Below are 18,983 nucleotides of genomic sequence, written 5' to 3' on the forward strand. Positions count from 1 at the left end.
GCTGGAAATCACCGTTGACGATCAGGACCTTCAGCAACAAATGGTCCACCTTGGTAAACAGCTGGATGAGTATGCAACCACTATTGCACTGCAGATTGCTATGGGGGAAGACGATATTAAAAGGGTAAAAGATGAACCTATGCATGGTTATATATTGCTTGATCGTGCAGGGAGGCTGAACCAGCTCCATGATGTGTATAAAGCCTGCCTCAACATCGGCCTTATCATTATCGACGACGAACTTAACAATCCTGATCTCGGGCTCCTTTCCGGGCAAATGCGAACACCTCCAAGTTCGGCAAGCAAAAATCCCACATCATCGATCAGCCGAGCCGCTATGGAGATTTCCGAGGATGAAGAATTAGAAATACGTCTGTTTCTCCCCTATGAATCTTTCCCTTCTGACTCCCGTAAACACCTCAAAGATAAAACCATCACATCATTGACCAGGCTCTACCATCATTATGGAGTCCCCGTCCCCAGAAGCCTCATGAATACCGAAGATGATCGCCCTGATGGGGACATTTCCAATGTCCTTCATGATTTAAAAGAGCACGTCTTGACTGGGGCAAAAGAGCCGTATTTAGATACAAGCAGATACTTTCCTTTGAACATTGGGATGCTGGTTCACCTGCTCAACTCACCTGACCTCCCCGTAGGATTACGCTCGCTGTGCAAAGCCGTCTATGAAAGGACGGTCAGAGGGGAGCTAAAGCCAGGGGATGATGAATTGAGGGACACAGCTTTGCATTACTTTGAGATCATGAAAACCAGGAACTTCACAAAAGCTCTGGAAGGCGGAAGAAGATTAATAGCCTCAATGAAAAAGCATGATGACTGGAACACTGACACCTGCAGAGCCTTCGATAAGCTTCAACTCGTGTGCAGAAAATCCTACCATGGCCAGTACGTTCACCGTACTCAATTCACAGATTACGTGAGAGATGTAGCTCCCATAAATTTTGCTACCTCACTGAATCACTTGCTCCCCCTTAAATTCCATTATGAAGCGAAAAAACTATAAATAACTCCTGAGCAGCCACGGAAGGCTCACCAGAACGTCCCCTTACCGCCCCTGTGTTGACTTATTACGCTGTGGTACTATTGTCCTTCCCAAAAACTGACTTTATCCACAGAACCGTTCTAACCTTCATCAGGCTCCAATGTATGACTAATGAATCCCGCACCGCTGATACTGAAAGCAGTGGGTTGGCGGTTTACCTGCGCCTTCTGGGCTATGTACGCCCTTATTGGCCTTACTTTTCCCTAAGCCTTCTGGGGTATGTGATCTTTGCTGCCAGCCAGCCCATGTTTCCCAAGCTGGTTGATTACTTCACCACGGCCCTGATCGGAGATTCTCAGGCATCCGTTACAATCTGGGGGCTTGGGGAGGTTTCCCCCGAGGAGCTGATTCCGATCGTCCCCCTTGGCATGGTCTTTATTGCTGTATTTCGTGGCATTGGCTCTTTTATGGGCAACTACTATCTGGCGCGGGTATCGCTGGGAGTCGTACACGATCTTCGCACCCAGCTGTTCAACGCCATACTTGTACTGCCCAACAAATTCTTTGATGACAACAACTCCGGGCATTTGATCTCCCGCATCACCTACAACGTAGGTGGCGTTACAACAGCCGCAACCGATGCGATCAAAGTGGTTGTGCGTGAAGGGTTGAGTGTGATCGCTATTCTCGGGTTACTGCTTTGGACAAACTGGCAGCTTACCCTGATTTTTATTGGAATCATGCCGGTTATTGCCGGGGTTGTGGCCTTTACCAGCAAACGTTTCAAAAAACTCAGCAAAAAAATCCAGAACACGATGGGGGATGTCACCCATATTGCCTCAGAAGCGATTAGCAGCCATCAGGTTGTGCGCAGCTTTGGCGGTGAAGTGTATGAGAAACAACGCTTCCTGAACGCCAGTGCTGATAACACCAGAAAAGGCCTGAAGATGGTAAAAGTCAGCGCGATTATGACGCCAACGCTCCAGCTCATTATCCTCTGCGCCATGGCAGCACTGATGTATGCCGTGCTCTACCTTCAGAGTGTGGGTGGTTCAGGTAACACACCCGGCGAGCTGGTTGGCTTTCTTACCGCCGCAGGCCTGCTGCCCAAACCCTTGCGTCAGCTCAGTGAAGTGATCCCCAATATTCAAAAGGGTATTGTAGCGGCTCACTCCGTATTCGAGCTGGTTGATGAAGACACCGAGAAAGACGACGGCACGCTGGCAGTTGATCGTGTACAAGGTGCGCTTGAGTTCAAGAACCTGACTTTCACCTACCCTAACGCCGACAGCCCTGCACTGAAGGATATTTCCTTTACGGTAAAACCCGGTGAAACCATCGCACTGGTGGGTCGCTCCGGCAGTGGTAAAACCACCCTTGCCAGCCTGTTGCCCCGTTTTTACAACTACGACAGCGGCGACATTCTGCTGGATGGCCAGCCCATCGGCAATTACCGACTGAAAAACCTGCGCAAACAGATTGCACTGGTCAACCAGCAGGTATCCCTGTTTAACGACACAGTGTCCAATAACATTGCCTACGGTGATTTACGAGATACAGAAGAAGACGACATCCGCCTTGCAGCCCGCTCCGCCTTCGCCATGGAGTTTATCGAGAACATGCCCGAAGGCTTCAACACCCTGGTGGGCGAAAATGGCGTGCTGCTATCTGGTGGTCAGCGTCAGCGCCTGGCTATTGCCCGAGCCATTCTCAAGGATGCGCCGTTGTTAATTCTCGATGAAGCCACTTCAGCACTGGATACAGAATCTGAACGCCATATCCAGTCCGCGCTGGATAACATCATGAAAAACCGAACCACCCTGGTTATCGCACACCGACTGTCCACCATTGAAAATGCTGATCGCATTCTGGTCATGGACAAAGGCCGCATTCTTGAATCCGGCACTCACAGCGAACTGCTGGCCAGGGATGGTGCCTATGCCCGCCTGCATCATCTTCAGTTTGAGGAACAGGCTGAAACCGTGACAGAGATTATCCCATGAAGCTTACCCTGCCCCGTTTTGACAAAGCCCGCGTAGTTGTTGCTGGCGATGTTATGCTCGACCGCTACTGGCACGGCCCGACCCGCCGTATTTCGCCAGAAGCTCCTGTACCGGTCGTGCGGGTAACCAGCTCGGAAGATCGCCCTGGTGGTGCTGGTAACGTAGCCCTGAACATCACATCTCTGGGAGCACCCGTGTGGCTGTTGGGCGCAACTGGCAATGATGAAGCTGCCGACAGCCTGACCAGTTCTCTGGAAGCCGCAGGCGTAAGTTGTGACTTTATCCGCCACGAAGAAGCACCCACTATCACCAAACTGCGTATAATAAGTCAGCACCAGCAGCTGATGCGCCTGGATTTTGAAGAGCCGTTTGCACCCTGCTTTCAAGAGAAGGTTCCTGAGCATCTGGCCAGGTCTCTGGACAATGCTGATGCACTGGTTCTCTCCGACTACGGCAAAGGCACCCTTACCGACCTTCAAAGCATGGTCAAACTGGCCAGGGCTAAGAATATTCCTGTCCTGGCGGACCCAAAAGGTTCTGACTTTGAAAAGTACCGTGGTGCCACCGTTATTACCCCAAACCTGAGTGAGTTTGAAGCTATCGTCGGCCCCTGCCCCGATGAAACAACTCTGGTGGAGAAAGGTCAGAAACTGCGTCAGGAACTTGAGCTGGAAGCCCTGCTGATCACCCGTAGTGAGCACGGTATGACTCTGTTACGCGCCGGAAAAGAGCTGCACTTCCCTGCACAGGCCCGAGAAGTATTCGATGTAACCGGAGCTGGCGATACGGTGATTGGCACTCTTGCAGCAGGCCTTGCCAGCGGTTTGTCTCTGCCAGAAGCCACTGGCCTTGCAAACATTGCAGCGGGCATTGTGGTGGGCAAGCTGGGAACAGCTACTGTCAGCATGCCGGAACTGCGCCGAGCAGTAAGTCTGGTTCACGGTATTGATCGTGGCGTAATGACCCGAGAGCAGCTGGCTAACGTTGTGGAAGATGCCAGGGCTCAGGGCGAGCGCATTGTCTTTACCAATGGCTGCTTCGATATTCTTCACGCTGGCCATGTGGGCTATCTGGAAGAGGCTCGCAAACAGGGCGACCGACTGATCCTTGCTATTAACGACGATGCATCGGTGCACCGCCTGAAAGGCGAAGGTCGCCCGATCAATCCGGTTGAGCGCCGCATGGCGGTTCTGGCTGGCCTTGAAGCGGTGGACTGGGTACTGCCTTTCCACGAAGACACTCCAGAAGAGCTACTGAAGTTACTGAAGCCAGACGTGCTGGTGAAAGGTGGTGATTACTCAGTGGAACAGGTTGTCGGTGCACCGATTGTTCACGAGTACGGCGGTGAAGTGGCTGTGCTGGAGTTTCTGGATAACTGCTCGACTACAGCAATTGTTCGCAAGATCCGCCGGGAAGAAGACAAGGTTGTCGGGTAAGAGTTGAATATACGCAGGCAGGAATCGAGCGAAACCCGACATCTGTAAACTCAGACTTTGTCGGGCTTCGCTGTATTATCCCCCTCAGGGGTAACACTGACCTGCATTGATCACGGGATTTGTACCGTATTTAGCTGGCTAATTTACTCTGCTGCTTATACTCATCGCGTAGCTCTTTGCGCAGAACCTTGCCAACAGGCGTCATGGGAAGCTCTTTGCGGAATTCAATCTGCCGAGGAATCTTGTAAGCCGTCATTTTCTCCCGACACCAGTTGATGATGTCATCTTTCGTCAGACTGCTGTCAGACGTAATCACATACAACAGAGGCGCTTCACCAGTTTTCTTATCAGGAATACCAATACAGGCACAGTTGTCTACACCAGGATGGGTAGACACAACACTCTCGATCTCATTAGGGTATACGTTGAAGCCAGATACCAGGATGAGGTCCTTGATGCGATCCACAATGCGGATAAAGCCATCCTCTTCAACCTGTGCAATATCACCGGTTTTCAGCCAGCCTTCGTCGTCCAGTACTTCCGCCGTGGCATCACCTCTGCGCCAGTAACCTTTCATTACCTGCGGGCCACGGACACACAGCTCACCGGGCTCACCACGAGGCACATCATTGCCTTCAGGGTCAACAAAACGTATATCTGTTGAAGGAAGCGGTAAGCCAGCGGTTCCCGGTTGTGCCTCCTTACCCAGCGGGTTGAAGCTGACGATGGGGGAACATTCAGTCAGACCATACCCCTCCGACACACGGCAGCCGGTGATCTCTTCCCAGCGCTCAGCTGTATCTTCCTGCAGAGCAGTACCGCCAGACATGGTGACTTTCAGGGCACTGAAATCCAGCTCCTTGAAATCCGGGTGATTCATCAGACCAACAAACAGAGTGTTCAGGCCGGAAATGACCGTGAACTTCCAAGGTTTAATCGCCTTGATGAACAGGCTCATATCCCGGGGGTTTGCCACTAGCACATTGTGCTGGCCGGTGAAGGGGAAGTACATCATATTCACGATAAACGCATAGATGTGGTAGAGCGGCAGTGGCGCGATAGCTGTTTCCTGACCATCTTCAAACCATGGTTCACCGTTAGGCTGGGTTTGCTTCAGCGCAGTTTGAGTCTGGGCGATGTTGGCCATCAGGTTACCGTGGGTAAGCATGGCGCCTTTAGCGACACCTGTCGTACCTCCGGTGTATTGCAGTATGGCAATATCAGCCAGAGTTCGCGGCTGAGGCTTGAAGGAACCAGCCGCTTTGCCTTTCGTCAGCACATCACGAAAATGCAGTGCTTTGGGCAAGTTGAAGCTGGGAACCAGCTTCTTCACATGGCGAACAAGGGCGTTTACGATCCAACGTTTGGGCGCAGGGACAAGATCGGCAAAGGATGTGCGAATCAGGTATTGTACAGGCGTTTCACTCACAACCTCTTCCACAGTGTGGCCAAAGTTTTCAAGGAACAGCAGAGCTTTTGCACCGGAGTCATTCAGTTGATGCTTAAGCTCATGGGCTGTGTAAAGAGGATTGGTATTGACAATAACCAGACCTGCTCGTAATGCGCCGTAGGCAGCAACAGGGTACTGAAGAAGATTAGGAAGCTGGATGGCGATACGGTCGCCAGGTTTCAGGTCAGTATGATTTTGTAGCCACGAGGCAAACTGTGCACTGAGCTGGTCAATCTCCTTATACGTCAATGTATGACCAATACCCGTGAACGCTGGCTTGTCGCCGTAGCGGGAAAAGGAGCTCTCAATCAGCTCGGTTAGCGAGTTAAAAGGCAGAGACTCTGCCTGACTGGAGACTCCCTTCGGGCGCTTGTCGTCCCAAAAAACTGTGTCCATGACTTCCCCTAAAATTCGATTGGAATTGTTTTTTTTATTGTTGCCAAGATTACCAAGCCTTAGTGCTTAGGCAGTGCAAGCCGATTGCAAAAGATTGCAAGGAGTTTTCCATGATTATTGCAAAGTGTTACACGACAGTGCACACAATACTAAACCCAGAAAAAATTTATATCTAACCTTTACAGAAAAGCCATCATGGGGCAATCTGGCGGTGTCTCGTTTGTATTGGCATCAACGAAGTTGGACATAGACTATCGCTTAGTTGCCTGTCAGGATCGCTTCCGACAGGAATCTCACCGCATAAACATTCAGCAGCTGGTTGAAGACTTTAACCGGTTGCGTACAACAGCCACCTGCAAGGGTATTCGGGCACGTGCCGAGGCTGTTCGTTTTATTACCAGCAACATCGACTTACTGTCTGTTGTCGAAGACCTCGACAGTGAGCAGGAGGAGTCCCGTGGGCTGCTTACATCCCTGATTTCTGACCTGTACGACCTGAAGCCGGAAACTGCTTTCGCTAACTAACCAAAGGCTGAGTACTTATCACTCCAGGCTGATATCCAACATAAGTTCAGGGGATAGTGCCTCAAGGCTGGCTCTTACAGCTTCCACATCAACACTGGCAGGTGCACGCAGGTGCGCCTGTATGGTTTGCAGGCTCACCCCGGTGTCGGGGGCTGGCAGGGTATCGGTATGCAACTCACTGATGCGGATATGCTGCTCGGTTAAGAGCCGGGAAATGTCCGTAACCAGCTCTGGTGCATCATCGGCAATCAGATTCAGCAACAGATGTCGTTCTTTTGGCGGAATTAGAGAGGCATCCACCTGATCAATTCTCACAGAGATACCATCAGCCTCGAGCTTTTGCAGAGCCGTTTTTAAATCATCCAGAAGCCCCACTGCCACAGATACAAACAGAATACTCGCAAATCGACCGGCCATATGAGCCATTCGACTGGCCACCCACCTCGCCTGGTGCCGTGAAATAATTCTTGTCAGCTCCTGCTCCATACCCGGCAGATCAGGCCCCGTAATCGTAAGAACAAGGTGGTTGGTCATACGCATCGCCCCTTGAAAAACTTACACAGTATGGACTGTGATCCCATTGGAGGCAGAAAAAATACAAAGAAAGCTGCACACTCCAGAGATGCGCAATGAAAGAGCCCAGCCATACTTTCAAGGGTGCGTCAGGAAAATGCCAAGACATTTCCATTCGACTCCTTATAATACCGCCCACTTACCTCTATGCTCCTTGCTTTTTATGGCGCTCACTTGGCGACGTAAACGCCCAAAAAAATTGGCACCCGGCAAGACTTCCTGCGGAATAGCTCATGACTCTAGCAACCATACGCCTGAAAAAAAATGCTGACAGACGCCTGAAAGCGGGCCACCTGTGGATATACAGCAATGAAGTTGATACAGCTGCCACGCCTCTCAGCGCTATTCAGCCTGGTCAGCAGGCCATTGTGGAAGCCTCCACTGGCAAGGCGATGGGTATCGCTTACTTCAACCCGAACACGTTGATCTGTGGTCGCCTTGTCAGCCGCAATACCAAGCACGCCCTCACCGCCTCCCTGCTGGTTCACCGTTTGAAAATTGCCCTCAGCCTGCGGGAGCGCCTTTTCGACAAACCTTGCTACCGTCTGGTTTATGGCGACAGCGACAACCTGCCCGGCCTGATTGTTGACCGTTTCTACGACTATCTGGTTGTACAAACCGGTACCGTGGGTATGGAGGTGATGCGTGAAGAGATTATTGAAGCTCTGGTGAAGGTGCTCAAGCCTGCTGGCATTGTATTCCGTAACAGCGGTGGTGCTCGCAAGCTGGAAAGCCTGCCAGAGTACATCGAAACCGTTTACGGCGAAGTACCTGACGAGCTGCCACTGATTGAGAATGGTACCAAGTTTCTGGCACCGGTTATGGATGGCCAGAAAACAGGCTGGTTCTACGATCACCGCCCTGCTCGTGATTACTTGAACAAGATGGTAAAAGGCAAGCGTGTTCTGGACGTCTTCAGCTACATCGGTGGCTGGGGTGTGCAGGCTGCTAAACATGGTGCCAGCGAAGTGTTCTGTGTAGACAGCTCCGCTCTTGCTCTGGAATATGTTCACAAAAACGCAGAACTGAATGGCGTAGGCGACAAGGTTGCCACCCTCGAAGGGGATGCTTTCTCTGCCCTGAAAGAGCTTCATACCCAGCAAGAAAAGTTTGACATTGTGATTATGGATCCACCGGCGTTTATTAAACGCAAGAAGGATATCCGCAATGGTGAACAGGCTTACCGCCGTGTGAATGAAATGGCCATGCGTCTACTGAATAACGACGGTATTCTAGTGAGTGGCTCCTGCTCTATGCATCTGCAACGTGACTCTCTGGTTGATATTCTGCGAGCCTCTGCACGCCACATTGACCGTGAGATTCAGTTGTTCGCTGAGTGTCATCAGGGTGCTGACCACCCTATTCACCCAGCTATTCCCGAAACGTCTTATATTAAAGCGTTGTTTGGTCGTGTATTAAGGGTTTGATAGGTTTTTAACAGGCATAAAAAAGCCCCGTTGAATTTAACGGGGCTTAAGGTGGTTAACAGTTCTGATTGTTGGTTCGAATCAGCCCAGGGCCGTGTTTCTTTTTGGTTTGCTGCTATTTATGCTGTCTTTGGCAAATTACTTGCGTCAACTTCTGCACCAGTCATGTCGTATACTTTGCAGGTAGAGGCTTTTGCACGTCCCTGTATATAAGCATGATCCAGCTTTGGTACACCAAAACTTACATGCCTGTTTGCTTTTCTCGCATCAATTCCTAACTGAAATGCAGCTTTTTCAGCACGCTGCGCCCAACCAAGGCTTTTCATATAGTCGTCTTCCATACGTGACATAACACCGGCAGCGTACAAGGTCAGAATATCTTCAACACGCTCTTCCATTGCATTTATGACAGATGCATCACCCGCAATCATGAAGCTTACCTCCGAAACCACTCAAAAATAGATAATGTACATAAGACATTTGTGAAACAGACTTTACCGTTGTCGCTCTTATTAACGTTTGTAAGTCTGTGTGAATATTTATACCGACAACTTTTACCTATTGCTTGTCTGTAAGTGGACAGTGACTTGACGATAAGTCTACTGACTGGTCAAATAGTGGAAGCGGTTACATCCTACACGGTTGCACCGCCATCAGTTGTATAGGACAGGATATTTCCCGGGAAGTTCAGCACTCTTCTTCTCCGGCCAGACAGTATGTCATTACTGCAAAACCTGTAAAAGCCCCAAGGGAACTGGAGCAAGCTGATGTTTAAAATAATGGATACGGAAAGTCATCCCAATAAAAATTCACTCACTGTATGGGGGCAATTTCTCAGTCATCTGCAGCCTGTTGCTCTCGAACACCTTCCCGACAAGGATCCAAAAGGCTTTCACGGACGTCTACGACTTGCCCATCTTGGTGATCTGAGAATCAGCATTTTAAATGCCACAGAACACTGCCTGCGCAATCAGCCACCAACCATTTCCGGCAAGACCCGACAGGAGTATGTGCTGATTATGCCCATCAGTGGAACCATTTCTGTACGCCAGGGCAGAACCGATATGCCTTTAGGACGTGATCAGTCTTTACTTATCAATATCAGCTATCCGGTAGAGACTGCTTATTTATCTCCAGCCAGCTGCCTGCAGATTATGATTCCTGAAGCACGTCTGAGACATATTCAAAAGCTATTGCCCGATAACACACCACATATTCTTCCATGCCACTTAGGAATGGGAAGAATTTTGCGTAATCAGATTCTTGGAATGGTTAATGGATTGAGCGACATTACCTGCGAAAAGGTTTGTCACTCCCTCGGAGAACACCTCATTAACATTCTCTCCGTAACCATGCGTAACAATCAGGCAGAGCACAGCCACAAGTCTCCTGAGCAAAAAAGGCTGGCAACTATTCTCACAGCTATTGATCAGCAACTGGAAAACCCCGATATCTGTACAGATACTGTTGCTAAAGCGGCCTGTATTTCACGGGCTTACCTGTTCAAGCTGCTGAAGCGCCATGACACCAGCTTCCGTCAGGAGGTTCTTAACCGCAGGCTGACCAAAGCAAAGGATCTGCTGAAAGACCCTAATATGGCTCATCTGCAGGTGTCTGACATTGCCTGGCGACTGGGGTTCAACAGCCACAGCCATTTCAGCCGTACCTTTCAGAAGGAGATGGGCGTTTCACCGACAGACTTCCGGCGGCAGGACGCCTCGGAAGATTGTATTGAAAATCAGAACCTGGAGCTGGATTTGTCATTGGGAGGTGGGTGGTAGCCTTGCTACCACCTGCAATCTTTCAGGCTACAACCCCATCTGTTTGGAGATAATCTCGTTCATTATCTCCCGGGTTCCGCCACCTAAAGAAAGAATGCGGTTGTCCCGGTACAGCCGCTCTACCATACATTCCTGCATAAAGCCCATACCGCCGAATAACTGAACGGCATCATAAGTCAGCTTGTCGCTACAATCCGTTGCAAAGTTTTTCGCCATAGAGACTTCCCGAATCACGCTCTTGCCTTGATTCATGGCATCAGCCACCTGATAGGTAAGCGCCTCACTGGCCTGCAGCATGGTGGCCATATCTGCCAGCTTGTGCCTTGTCACCTGGAACTTGGCAACGGGGCGCCCAAAAGCTTCCCGCTCTTTGACATACGCCAGTGACTGCTCCAGCGCCATACGCGCAGTCATATTAGCCATCAAAGACAACATCAGTCGTTCACTTTGGAAGTTACCCATGATGGCGGCAAAGCCCTGATTCTCTGCACCAATCAGGTTTTCAACCGGTACCATGCAATTTTCAAAAAACAGCTCAGCGGTATCAGAGCAGCGCCAGCCCATCTTCTTGAACTTTTTACTGACGGAAAAGCCCGGTGTCCCTTTCTCAATCATCAACAGGCTGATACCGCCAAAGCCTTCACCACCGGTTCTCACACCAACTGTATAAAAATCCGCCCGGGCACCGCTGGTAATAAAGGTTTTGGAACCGTTTACCCGGTAGTGATCACCTTCACGCACAGCACGGGTTTTCATATTCGCCACATCGGAGCCACCACCAGGCTCGGTAATTGCGAGGGCAGCGATCTTCTCACCACGCAGAACAGGGGGAATAACCTTTTCCTTCAGAGCATCAGAGCCGAGACGATTGATAGGAGGGAGAGCAATATCATGGGAACCCAGCCCGGCAGCCAGACCACCGGAACCGGCACGCATCAACTCTTCGGTAAACACAACCTTGTGGAACACATCACCACCAAAGCCTCCAAAGGCTTCCGGATAACCAATACCCAAAAAACCAGCTTCGCCAGCTTTTCGGTACAGCTCCCGGGGGAACTCTTCTGCCGCTTCCCACTCATCAATGCAGGGCAGGATCTCCTGCTCCACAAAGCGGCGTACAGATTCACGCAACAGACGATGACTGTCGTCAAAAGAGGAGTTAACCAACATAGAGAAGTGCCTTTTTTATTGTTTTACCGTGACACAAAGATTAACCAAGCGCTTGCTTGGCTTACAAGTTTTACTTTTCTTTTCCAGCAACTTTTGTCGGATTCATCATATCATCAGGTGTTAACCCTGCAGGAAATAGTCAGCATTCCGATCTGTACAAATATCTGTAAGTGGAATATTAAGTGGGTTTTAAACAGGCAACCATCAGGAATTAATAATGTCTGAACCTCAGGCCGGAATTCTGCCCGCAGCTAACAGCGATGCGACTTTTCTTGTTCTGCTGTTACAAAACGATACAGAAAGCGTAAACACCGTTCGCAGGGTGGCTGCCCAGCTACCAAAGCTGACTGAGATGCTAGCTGCGAAGTACCCGGACAGCAAGCTGTCCACCACCATCTCCTTCGGCAGCCGTGCATGGAAAATTCTGTTTAAGGGTCAACCTTACCCAGAAGAGCTGGCTCCGTTTAAGGCCCTGCGCAATGGCGACCGTCAGGCTCCTTCTACTCCGGGCGATATCCTGATCCACATCCGTTCTGACAGAAAAGACATCAACTTCGAGCTCAGCCGTATGGTTATGCAGAAGCTGGGGGACAGTGTTCTGCTTGAAGATGAAGTGTCCGGCTTCCGCTATCTGGAGTCCCGTGACATGACCGGTTTTGTGGATGGCACAGAAAATCCGGAAGGTGATAACCGTGCAGCCGTGGCCCTGATTCCTGAAGGTCAGCCACTGGCAGGCGGCAGCTACATCCAGTGTCAGCGCTACATCCACAACCTGCCACTGTGGGACACCTGTCCTGTCCATGATCAGGAAAAAATCATCGGCCGCACCAAAGAAGATGACATTGAGTTTGCTGCTGAAGAGAAAGCACCCACCGCTCACATCAAGCGTGTCAACCTGAAGGAAGACGGCAAGAGTCTGGAAATTCTGCGCCACAGCATGCCTTATGGCGACTCCATGGAGCAAGGGCTGTTCTTCATCGCTTACGCCAAAACTGCACGCAACTTTGATATGATGCTGGAGCAAATGATTCATGCCGACGGCCATGGCCACTATGACCACCTGATGGACTTTACACAGGCTGTCACCGGTAATGCCTACTTTGCCCCCAGCACAGAGTTCCTGGCCAGCTTGAGCTAATACAGTTTACTCTGCAGGCTTCTCTGCGCTTCTCTGCAGGATAGTGGACACCTCCCCATTATCCTGCAGACGCTCCCATCCTCCAATGATATTCTCTTGCCTCAAGCGCAAAGTGACAGGAACACATACGGGTGTCTGAACTCAACAGAAACCAGAAAATCTGGCTGGTCGTCAGTGAAATTCCAGAAGGAAAAGTCGCAACCTATGGTCAGGTTGCAGAGATGGCAGGGCTGCCAACTGGTGCACGTATCGTTGGCAATGTGCTGTCAAAACTCCCACGGGGCAGTCACCTCCCCTGGCACAGGGTGGTTAACAGCAAAGGCGAAATCTCCTTCACGCAGGACTCCCCCCGCTACCAGACTCAAAGAGAGTTACTGGAAGCCGAAGGCGTCGTGTTTCTGAATCAGAAGATCAATCTTAAAAATTATCGCTGGGATGGTGCGTGAGGCATCTTCTTGCCCACATGCGTCACCAGGAACAGTACCGGAATACCAATCACTGCACTGCCAATAAAGAAGGCCGGATAACCTACCGCGTCTACCATGGAGCCGCTATAACCTGCCAGCAGCTTTGGCATCAACGTCATCAGAGAACTGAACACGGCATACTGCATAGCCGTAAATGTACGGTTTGTAAGCCCTGAGAGATAGGCGACAAAGGCCGCAGAGGCCAGACCACCACTCAGGTTATCTGCAGCAATCACACCTGCCAGCATCCAGGTGTGAGGCTCAGACACAGCCAACAGCGCAAACAGCACATTACTGGCTGCCGCCAGAAATGCACCAATCCACAAACTTCTCAGCACACCGTAGCGAATCGCCATCAAACCACCGAGGAAACCACCGGCAATGGTCATAAACAGGCCAAAGGTTTTGGTGATACTGGCAATCTGCTCTTTGGTGTAACCCATATCATCGTAGAAAACGTTGGCAACGGCTCCCATCACAATATCGGAAATACGGTACGTGCCCACCAGCAACAGAATAAACAGGGCAACCTTGCCAAAGCGATCGAAGAAATCCCGGAAAGGAGTCACATAGGTTTCATCCACCATGCCCGGCGATACGATGTGGAGCCTCACCATAATTCTGGCCGCAATAAGTGCAGCAGCAAGGCTGACCAGCAGGCGAGAGGTTTCAGCAACAAAAGACGCAACCAGCTTATCCACAACGGAAGAGAGCAAACCTGCAAAAGAGTCCACCCACGTATTGGCTGCAATAAACGACAGGGCAAACACGGTCGTGGCAACCACAAACAGGCCCAGAAAGCGCAGATAATCCAGCGTTTCGTATTTATGGGCAGAAGCCTGAGCTTCCGGCTCACGGACAAACAGTGTTGTGCCAAGACCAATCAACATAGCTGCGGCCATAATCATGTACGTTTGTGACCAGGCAGAATAGTTGTACGCCTCATGGCCGGAGCCAAACCAGCTGGCCAGCCACAACGCACCGGCACCGGAGAACAGCATGCCAATCCGATAGCCTGCAATATAAGACGATGACATTAAAGCCTGCAGGGTTTCGTCTGCCGCTTCAATCCGGTACGCATCAATCACAATATCTTGTGTGGCGGAAGAAAAACCCAGCAGAACAGCGCCAACAGCTACGAGGGTGAGGCTGTCAAGAGGATCATTAGAAGCCATAAACAGCAAGGCTCCCATGATGGAAAGCTGAGACAAAAACAGCCAGGCACGTCGGCGGCCAAGCAGGTTTGTCAGAATTGGCAGAGGGAGTCGGTCAACCAGCGGGGCCCAGACAAACTTGAAGGAATACCCCAGTGCTGCCCAGCTAAAAAATGTGACCGTAGACCGGGCAACACCCGCTTCCCGCAACCAGAGAGACAAACTGCTGAAAATCAGCAATAAGGGCAATCCTGCAGAGAACCCCAGAAAGAGCATGGTTATCACACGCCCTTGAAAACAGGCCGCAATGGCCTCGCTCCAGCTTCGCTGTGGAGTCGTCATTTTTTCCGATAAATCCTTTTGCTGATTTGTCGCGCAGTTGTCCTTTATAGTGCCCTCAGCCTTATTGAAGGCTGAGGGTGAAGGACGGTTTAATCTCTGAAGTTATCAAACTGCAAAGGTACAGCAAGATCTGCTTCGCGAAGAACAGACATTGCGGCCTGCAGATCGTCACGCTTCTTGCCAGTTACACGAACCTTGTCGCCCTGAATGGCAGCCTGCACTTTCAGTTTGCTGTCTTTAATAAGCTTTACGATCTTTTTGCTCTGCTCTTTATCAATGCCCTGCTTAACAACAGCTTCCTGTTTCACCTGTTTACCAGAGGCGTAGTGGTCCTTAACTTCCATGCACTTGATATCAATACCGCGCTTCACCATTTTGTTTTGCAGCATCTCAACCATCTGGCGCAACTGGAAGTCAGCATCAGACGTCAGAAGAATAGTTTCTTCCTTGTGCTCATAGCTGGCATCTACACCACGAAAATCGTAACGGGTTGTCAGCTCGCGGTTGGCCTGATCAACAGCGTTGGTCAGTTCGTGCATATCCACTTCAGATACGATGTCAAATGAAGGCATTAGCCCTTCTCCTGTGAGTTCATCAAGATCCGTTTAATGCTCAGGATTTTATCCTGAATGGATAACTGCCCGCCAGCTGACAGGTGAACCTTAATCTTCCAGACGGAAACCGATTTTGACTGTAACCTGATAATGAGCGATTTCACCGTTAGAAATATGACCCCGGTGTTCAACAACCTCATACCAGTCCATATTTTTTACAGTTTGCCCCGCCTTGGCGATAGCATTGCGAATAGCTTCATCGCTGCTGACTGTGGAGCTGCCCACCAGCTCAATTTTTTTATAAGTGTGTCCGCTCATTCTTACTCTCCCCACGCAGAAATAGACATTGCCGTGTGAGTATAGATAGCCTCAAGTTAATCACATACTGGTTTTACGTCTTCTTTAAAATGATAAGTACGGTTACTCTTTTGTCTGCATTTTGTTCTTAAACCCACAATAGCAGGTTGATATGTGACACCCGTTGTCTACCCCCACTGGCATATTTTAGGCGCAGGAGCCATCGGCTGTCTGTGGAGTGCCCAGCTCTACAAAAACCGGATTACCTGCATGCTGCTTGTGCGCTCTCAGCGGTTTAAACAGCTGGAAAGCGATACACAGCCTTTGCTGCGTATAACAGAAGGCGGCCAGCTGAATCAGCTCCCGGTTTCCATTGGGTCAACCAATGACGCGCAGCCCATTGAGAACTTGCTACTCACAACTAAGGCCGGCGACGCACTTGCAGCCATTCAATCTGTGAAAGACAGGCTGACGAACAACACTACGATTGTGCTGTTACAAAACGGGATGGGAAGTCAGCAGGCTATAGCCGAGTCTTTCCCCGAGCTGGCTGTTTATGCAGGCTCCACCACTGATGGTGCCTGGCTGGAAAGCTTCCTGACCATTCACCGGGCTGGTCACGGCAAAACCTGGCTGGGGCCTCTGAGCGACAAAGCTCACGCTGAAACACACAATCATGCCATCGAAAGTCTGGTGAAGCTTGTTGGCATGGATGTCTCCCTAACAGAAAACGTGCTCGCCAAACTGCAGGAAAAGCTGGCCATCAATGCCGCTATTAACGGGATGACAGCTTTGCATAACTGCTCAAATGGAGAGTTGCTGAAGCCTGAGTTTCAACCAACTATTGCTGCTTTGTGTGAAGAAACAGCGTGTGTTCTCGCTGTAGAAGGCTATTCTGGCACTGGCGCACAAGTCTTGGAGAGGGTAAACCATGTTCTGACCGTGACAGGAGAGAACTATTCTTCAAGTTTGCAGGATGTACGTAACAATCGGAAAACCGAGCTGCAATGGATAAACGGTTACCTGTTAACACTTGCAGATAAGCACAACATTCATGCACCAGCCCATGAGACGCTTATGAGCCAGCTTGCGATGAAAGATATTTATTAACGCACTGTTATGAACGCGCTTCCCCCTCAGGTAGAGGCAATGTACTCTGATACCAGACCACAATCTGAATAGGTTTCAATGAACGGATTTCAGGACTACCTTTCCCGCCTGTCTATCAGTCGCAAACTGGTGCTGGTTATGCTCAGCGTCGTGCTGGGTGTAGCGCTGGTATCCTGTGCTGTTCTGATTGTTTCGGCCTATCTGGTATCTCGAAACAACTTTGTCCCGGCTAATGTACAGGCTGTATCCCGTATTCTCTCCGAGCCAACCGTGCTTAATACGCTGATGACCAACAAATCAGAGGCCGAGAATATTCTCCATGTGGCCAGTGAATATTCCCAGATCAGTGCAATCGCCATCTACACCCCTGATGGCAAGCTCTACGCAAAATTCTGCCCCAGCGGAAATACACCTTTACCCTCCCGGGCGCCGACAGAGGCCCTGACCGAAACAGACTACTTAAAGAAAATCAGTGCTGGCCCCCGGAAGTTCATCACTCTTTATATACAGGCAGACCCATCACTTCCCATAGACTTCTACGCAGGGATGACCATTGCTGTCGTCATCATACTGGTGTTTATCCTTCTCTTTGGCAGCCTTGCCGCGGGTATGATCCGGCGCATTATCACCTTGCCGGTACTGCACCTGATTCGCATCGCCAACACAGTGTCCATCGAAGAAAACTACAGTGTGCGTGCCCAGAAGTTTTATCACGATGAAATCGGAATACTGGCCCAAACCTTCAACACTATGCTCAGTCGTATCGAGGCTCGGGATTCACTGCTTACTAACGCCCGGGACAAAGCCGAGCAGGCCAGTCTGAAAGCTCAGGCACTGGCCATCGAAACCCATATGAGTAACAAGCAGTTGGAGCAGGAAGTGCGCGGCCGGAAAGAAACCGAGCGCCAGCTCACCCGCCTGCAGCATCACCTGAACAGTATCGTGGATTCCATGCCTTCCGCTCTGGTGGCCGTGGATGAAGATCTGGCAGTAGCACAGTGGAATCGGGAAGCCTCAGTACTCACAGGCATCAGCCATGATCACGCCATGGGCACCTACCTTGGCGAAGTGATGCCGTTTCTGGTAGATACCCTCAGTCAGGTTCAGGAAGCGCTGGACAGCGAAACTGCAGTGCAATTAGAGAAATTGTTACTGGCCCTACCCAGTGGCGAAAAACATATGGATATGATGATCTACCCGCTGGCGGAGGTTGATCAGCACGGTGCCGTTATTCGCCTGGATGACATTAGCCGAAGAATCCAGCTGGAAGAGATGATGGTTCAGACGGAAAAGATGATGTCCGTCGGTGGTCTTGCGGCGGGTATGGCCCATGAGATCAACAACCCTCTGGGAGCCATTCTCCAGAGCGTACAGAACATCAAACGCCGGGTGTCCCCTGAATTACCCGCCAACCAGAAAGCGGCGGACGAGCTGAGCATTAAGCTGGAAGCGGTAGATGCTTACCTGGCCAAGCGTGAGATCACTCGATTTCTGGAAAATATTCACAGCGCAGGTGTACGCGCTTCTCAGATTGTCTCCAATATGTTGCAGTTCAGCCGCCGGGAAAGCCGGGATCTTGCGCCTATGCCCATAGGAGAGCTGATTTCCCAGACGGTGGATATTGCAGCTTCAGATTTCAACCTCAAACAGGGTTTTGATTTTAAACGCATTACCGTGAAGCAGCACGTTGATCCCGATCTGCCACCAGTTCCCTGCATCGCCAATGAAATCCAACAGGTACTTCTGAACCTGCTGAAAAATGCCGCCCAGGCCATCAGCAATAAAGAAGAGTCAGACAGGCTGGGGCAAATAGCGATCAAAGCCGTGAAAGCCAAGGAGAACGAAAAGGAAGTCGTCATTATCACGGTGGAAGACAATGGCACTGGTATACCGGAAGACATCCGCCGACGCATCTTCGAACCGTTTTACACCACCAAAGATATTGGCAGAGGTACAGGCCTTGGATTATCAGTGTCCTACTTCATTATTACCAACAACCACCATGGCACTATCAGCGTCAACTCGACACCGGGCATCGGCACAGTCTTTACTATTACCCTGAATCTTGGCATGGGCACTTTACCCGTTACACATTGATGTAACTGGCTACATCCAGGAGTCTCCCGAAACCCGTTCACACTGGTATAATCCCCGCTC

At 50.5% G+C, this 18,983-nt stretch carries 17 protein-coding genes; 10 read left to right on the forward strand and 7 right to left on the reverse strand.

Features of this window, described 5'->3' with window-relative positions:
- The 3 genes from E1189_RS21785 to hldE form a co-directional block, all read left to right on the forward strand.
- A partial coding sequence (locus tag E1189_RS21785) for a hypothetical protein (protein ID WP_196221567.1) occupies positions 1 to 1,024 on the forward strand: 1,024 nt, incomplete at its 5' end.
- A gap of 143 nt (positions 1,025 to 1,167) precedes the next feature.
- On the forward strand, positions 1,168 to 3,006 hold the full coding sequence (msbA, locus tag E1189_RS21790) for a lipid A export permease/ATP-binding protein MsbA (RefSeq protein WP_155163279.1): 1,839 nt from the start codon (positions 1,168 to 1,170) through the stop codon (positions 3,004 to 3,006).
- Complete coding sequence (gene hldE, locus E1189_RS21795; RefSeq protein ID WP_155163280.1) at positions 3,003 to 4,442, forward strand: bifunctional D-glycero-beta-D-manno-heptose-7-phosphate kinase/D-glycero-beta-D-manno-heptose 1-phosphate adenylyltransferase HldE; 1,440 nt, start codon at positions 3,003 to 3,005, stop codon at positions 4,440 to 4,442. Before msbA ends, hldE begins: the two co-directional genes overlap by 4 nt.
- 130 nt (positions 4,443 to 4,572) lie before the next feature.
- Here the strand turns inward: hldE and E1189_RS21800 are convergent, their stop codons facing one another.
- The gene (locus tag E1189_RS21800; RefSeq protein WP_155163281.1) at positions 4,573 to 6,288 is read right to left on the reverse strand and encodes an AMP-binding protein; all 1,716 of its coding nucleotides are present in this window, start codon (positions 6,286 to 6,288) and stop codon (positions 4,573 to 4,575) included.
- 195 nt (positions 6,289 to 6,483) lie between these two features.
- Here E1189_RS21800 and E1189_RS21805 point away from each other — a divergent pair, with 195 nt between their 5' ends.
- Positions 6,484 to 6,813 (forward strand): hypothetical protein, encoded by a 330-nt coding sequence (locus E1189_RS21805; protein ID WP_155163282.1) that lies wholly within the window; start codon positions 6,484 to 6,486, stop codon positions 6,811 to 6,813.
- Positions 6,814 to 6,831: 18 nt separating this feature from the next.
- On the opposite strand, the gene E1189_RS21810 is transcribed toward E1189_RS21805, so the two are convergent.
- Positions 6,832 to 7,347, reverse strand: coding sequence for a glycine cleavage system transcriptional repressor (locus E1189_RS21810; protein WP_196221568.1), 516 nt, complete (start codon positions 7,345 to 7,347; stop codon positions 6,832 to 6,834).
- A 272-nt stretch (positions 7,348 to 7,619) separates the two neighbouring features.
- Here E1189_RS21810 and E1189_RS21815 point away from each other — a divergent pair, with 272 nt between their 5' ends.
- A complete protein-coding gene (locus tag E1189_RS21815) occupies positions 7,620 to 8,813 on the forward strand; it encodes a class I SAM-dependent rRNA methyltransferase (RefSeq protein WP_155163284.1) in 1,194 nt (397 codons plus the stop codon).
- A 119-nt stretch (positions 8,814 to 8,932) separates the two neighbouring features.
- Here E1189_RS21815 and E1189_RS21820 read toward each other — a convergent pair whose 3' ends face one another.
- Complete coding sequence (locus tag E1189_RS21820; RefSeq protein WP_155163285.1) at positions 8,933 to 9,244, reverse strand: hypothetical protein; 312 nt, start codon at positions 9,242 to 9,244, stop codon at positions 8,933 to 8,935.
- A 336-nt stretch (positions 9,245 to 9,580) separates the two neighbouring features.
- On the opposite strand from E1189_RS21820, the gene E1189_RS21825 reads away from it, so the two are divergent.
- Positions 9,581 to 10,594 (forward strand): AraC family transcriptional regulator, encoded by a 1,014-nt coding sequence (locus tag E1189_RS21825; protein ID WP_155163286.1) that lies wholly within the window; start codon positions 9,581 to 9,583, stop codon positions 10,592 to 10,594.
- A gap of 27 nt (positions 10,595 to 10,621) precedes the next feature.
- Here E1189_RS21825 and E1189_RS21830 read toward each other — a convergent pair whose 3' ends face one another.
- Positions 10,622 to 11,764 carry an acyl-CoA dehydrogenase family protein gene (locus E1189_RS21830; RefSeq protein WP_155163287.1) on the reverse strand — a complete coding sequence of 381 codons (1,143 nt, stop codon included), beginning with the start codon at positions 11,762 to 11,764 and terminating at the stop codon, positions 10,622 to 10,624.
- A gap of 217 nt (positions 11,765 to 11,981) precedes the next feature.
- Here E1189_RS21830 and E1189_RS21835 point away from each other — a divergent pair, with 217 nt between their 5' ends.
- Positions 11,982 to 12,902, forward strand: a complete 921-nt coding sequence (locus E1189_RS21835) for a Dyp-type peroxidase (protein WP_155163288.1) — start codon at positions 11,982 to 11,984, stop codon at positions 12,900 to 12,902.
- 131 nt (positions 12,903 to 13,033) lie between these two features.
- On the forward strand, positions 13,034 to 13,348 hold the full coding sequence (locus E1189_RS21840; protein ID WP_329602170.1) for an MGMT family protein: 315 nt from the start codon (positions 13,034 to 13,036) through the stop codon (positions 13,346 to 13,348).
- Here E1189_RS21840 and E1189_RS21845 read toward each other — a convergent pair.
- From E1189_RS21845 to E1189_RS21855, 3 genes are all read right to left on the reverse strand, one after another.
- Positions 13,327 to 14,865 carry an AmpG family muropeptide MFS transporter gene (locus E1189_RS21845; protein ID WP_155163289.1) on the reverse strand — a complete coding sequence of 513 codons (1,539 nt, stop codon included), beginning with the start codon at positions 14,863 to 14,865 and terminating at the stop codon, positions 13,327 to 13,329. The two genes, E1189_RS21840 and E1189_RS21845, sit on opposite strands and share 22 nt — an antisense overlap.
- Before the next feature lie 89 nt (positions 14,866 to 14,954).
- Complete coding sequence (locus E1189_RS21850; protein WP_155163290.1) at positions 14,955 to 15,437, reverse strand: YajQ family cyclic di-GMP-binding protein; 483 nt, start codon at positions 15,435 to 15,437, stop codon at positions 14,955 to 14,957.
- Between the two features lie 90 nt (positions 15,438 to 15,527).
- Positions 15,528 to 15,737, reverse strand: coding sequence for a dodecin (locus E1189_RS21855; protein ID WP_155163291.1), 210 nt, complete (start codon positions 15,735 to 15,737; stop codon positions 15,528 to 15,530).
- A 153-nt stretch (positions 15,738 to 15,890) separates the two neighbouring features.
- Between E1189_RS21855 and E1189_RS21860 the strand changes: the two genes are divergently transcribed.
- Together E1189_RS21860 and E1189_RS21865 are read left to right on the forward strand one after the other, a co-directional pair.
- Positions 15,891 to 16,826, forward strand: a complete 936-nt coding sequence (locus E1189_RS21860) for a ketopantoate reductase family protein (protein WP_155163292.1) — start codon at positions 15,891 to 15,893, stop codon at positions 16,824 to 16,826.
- A 78-nt stretch (positions 16,827 to 16,904) separates the two neighbouring features.
- Complete coding sequence (locus E1189_RS21865; protein ID WP_155163293.1) at positions 16,905 to 18,923, forward strand: ATP-binding protein; 2,019 nt, start codon at positions 16,905 to 16,907, stop codon at positions 18,921 to 18,923.
- The last annotated feature ends 60 nt before the right edge of the window (positions 18,924 to 18,983 follow it).

Source organism: Parendozoicomonas verongulae (genome assembly GCF_009711465.1).
Classification (GTDB): Bacteria; Pseudomonadota; Gammaproteobacteria; order Pseudomonadales; family Endozoicomonadaceae; genus Sansalvadorimonas; species Sansalvadorimonas verongulae.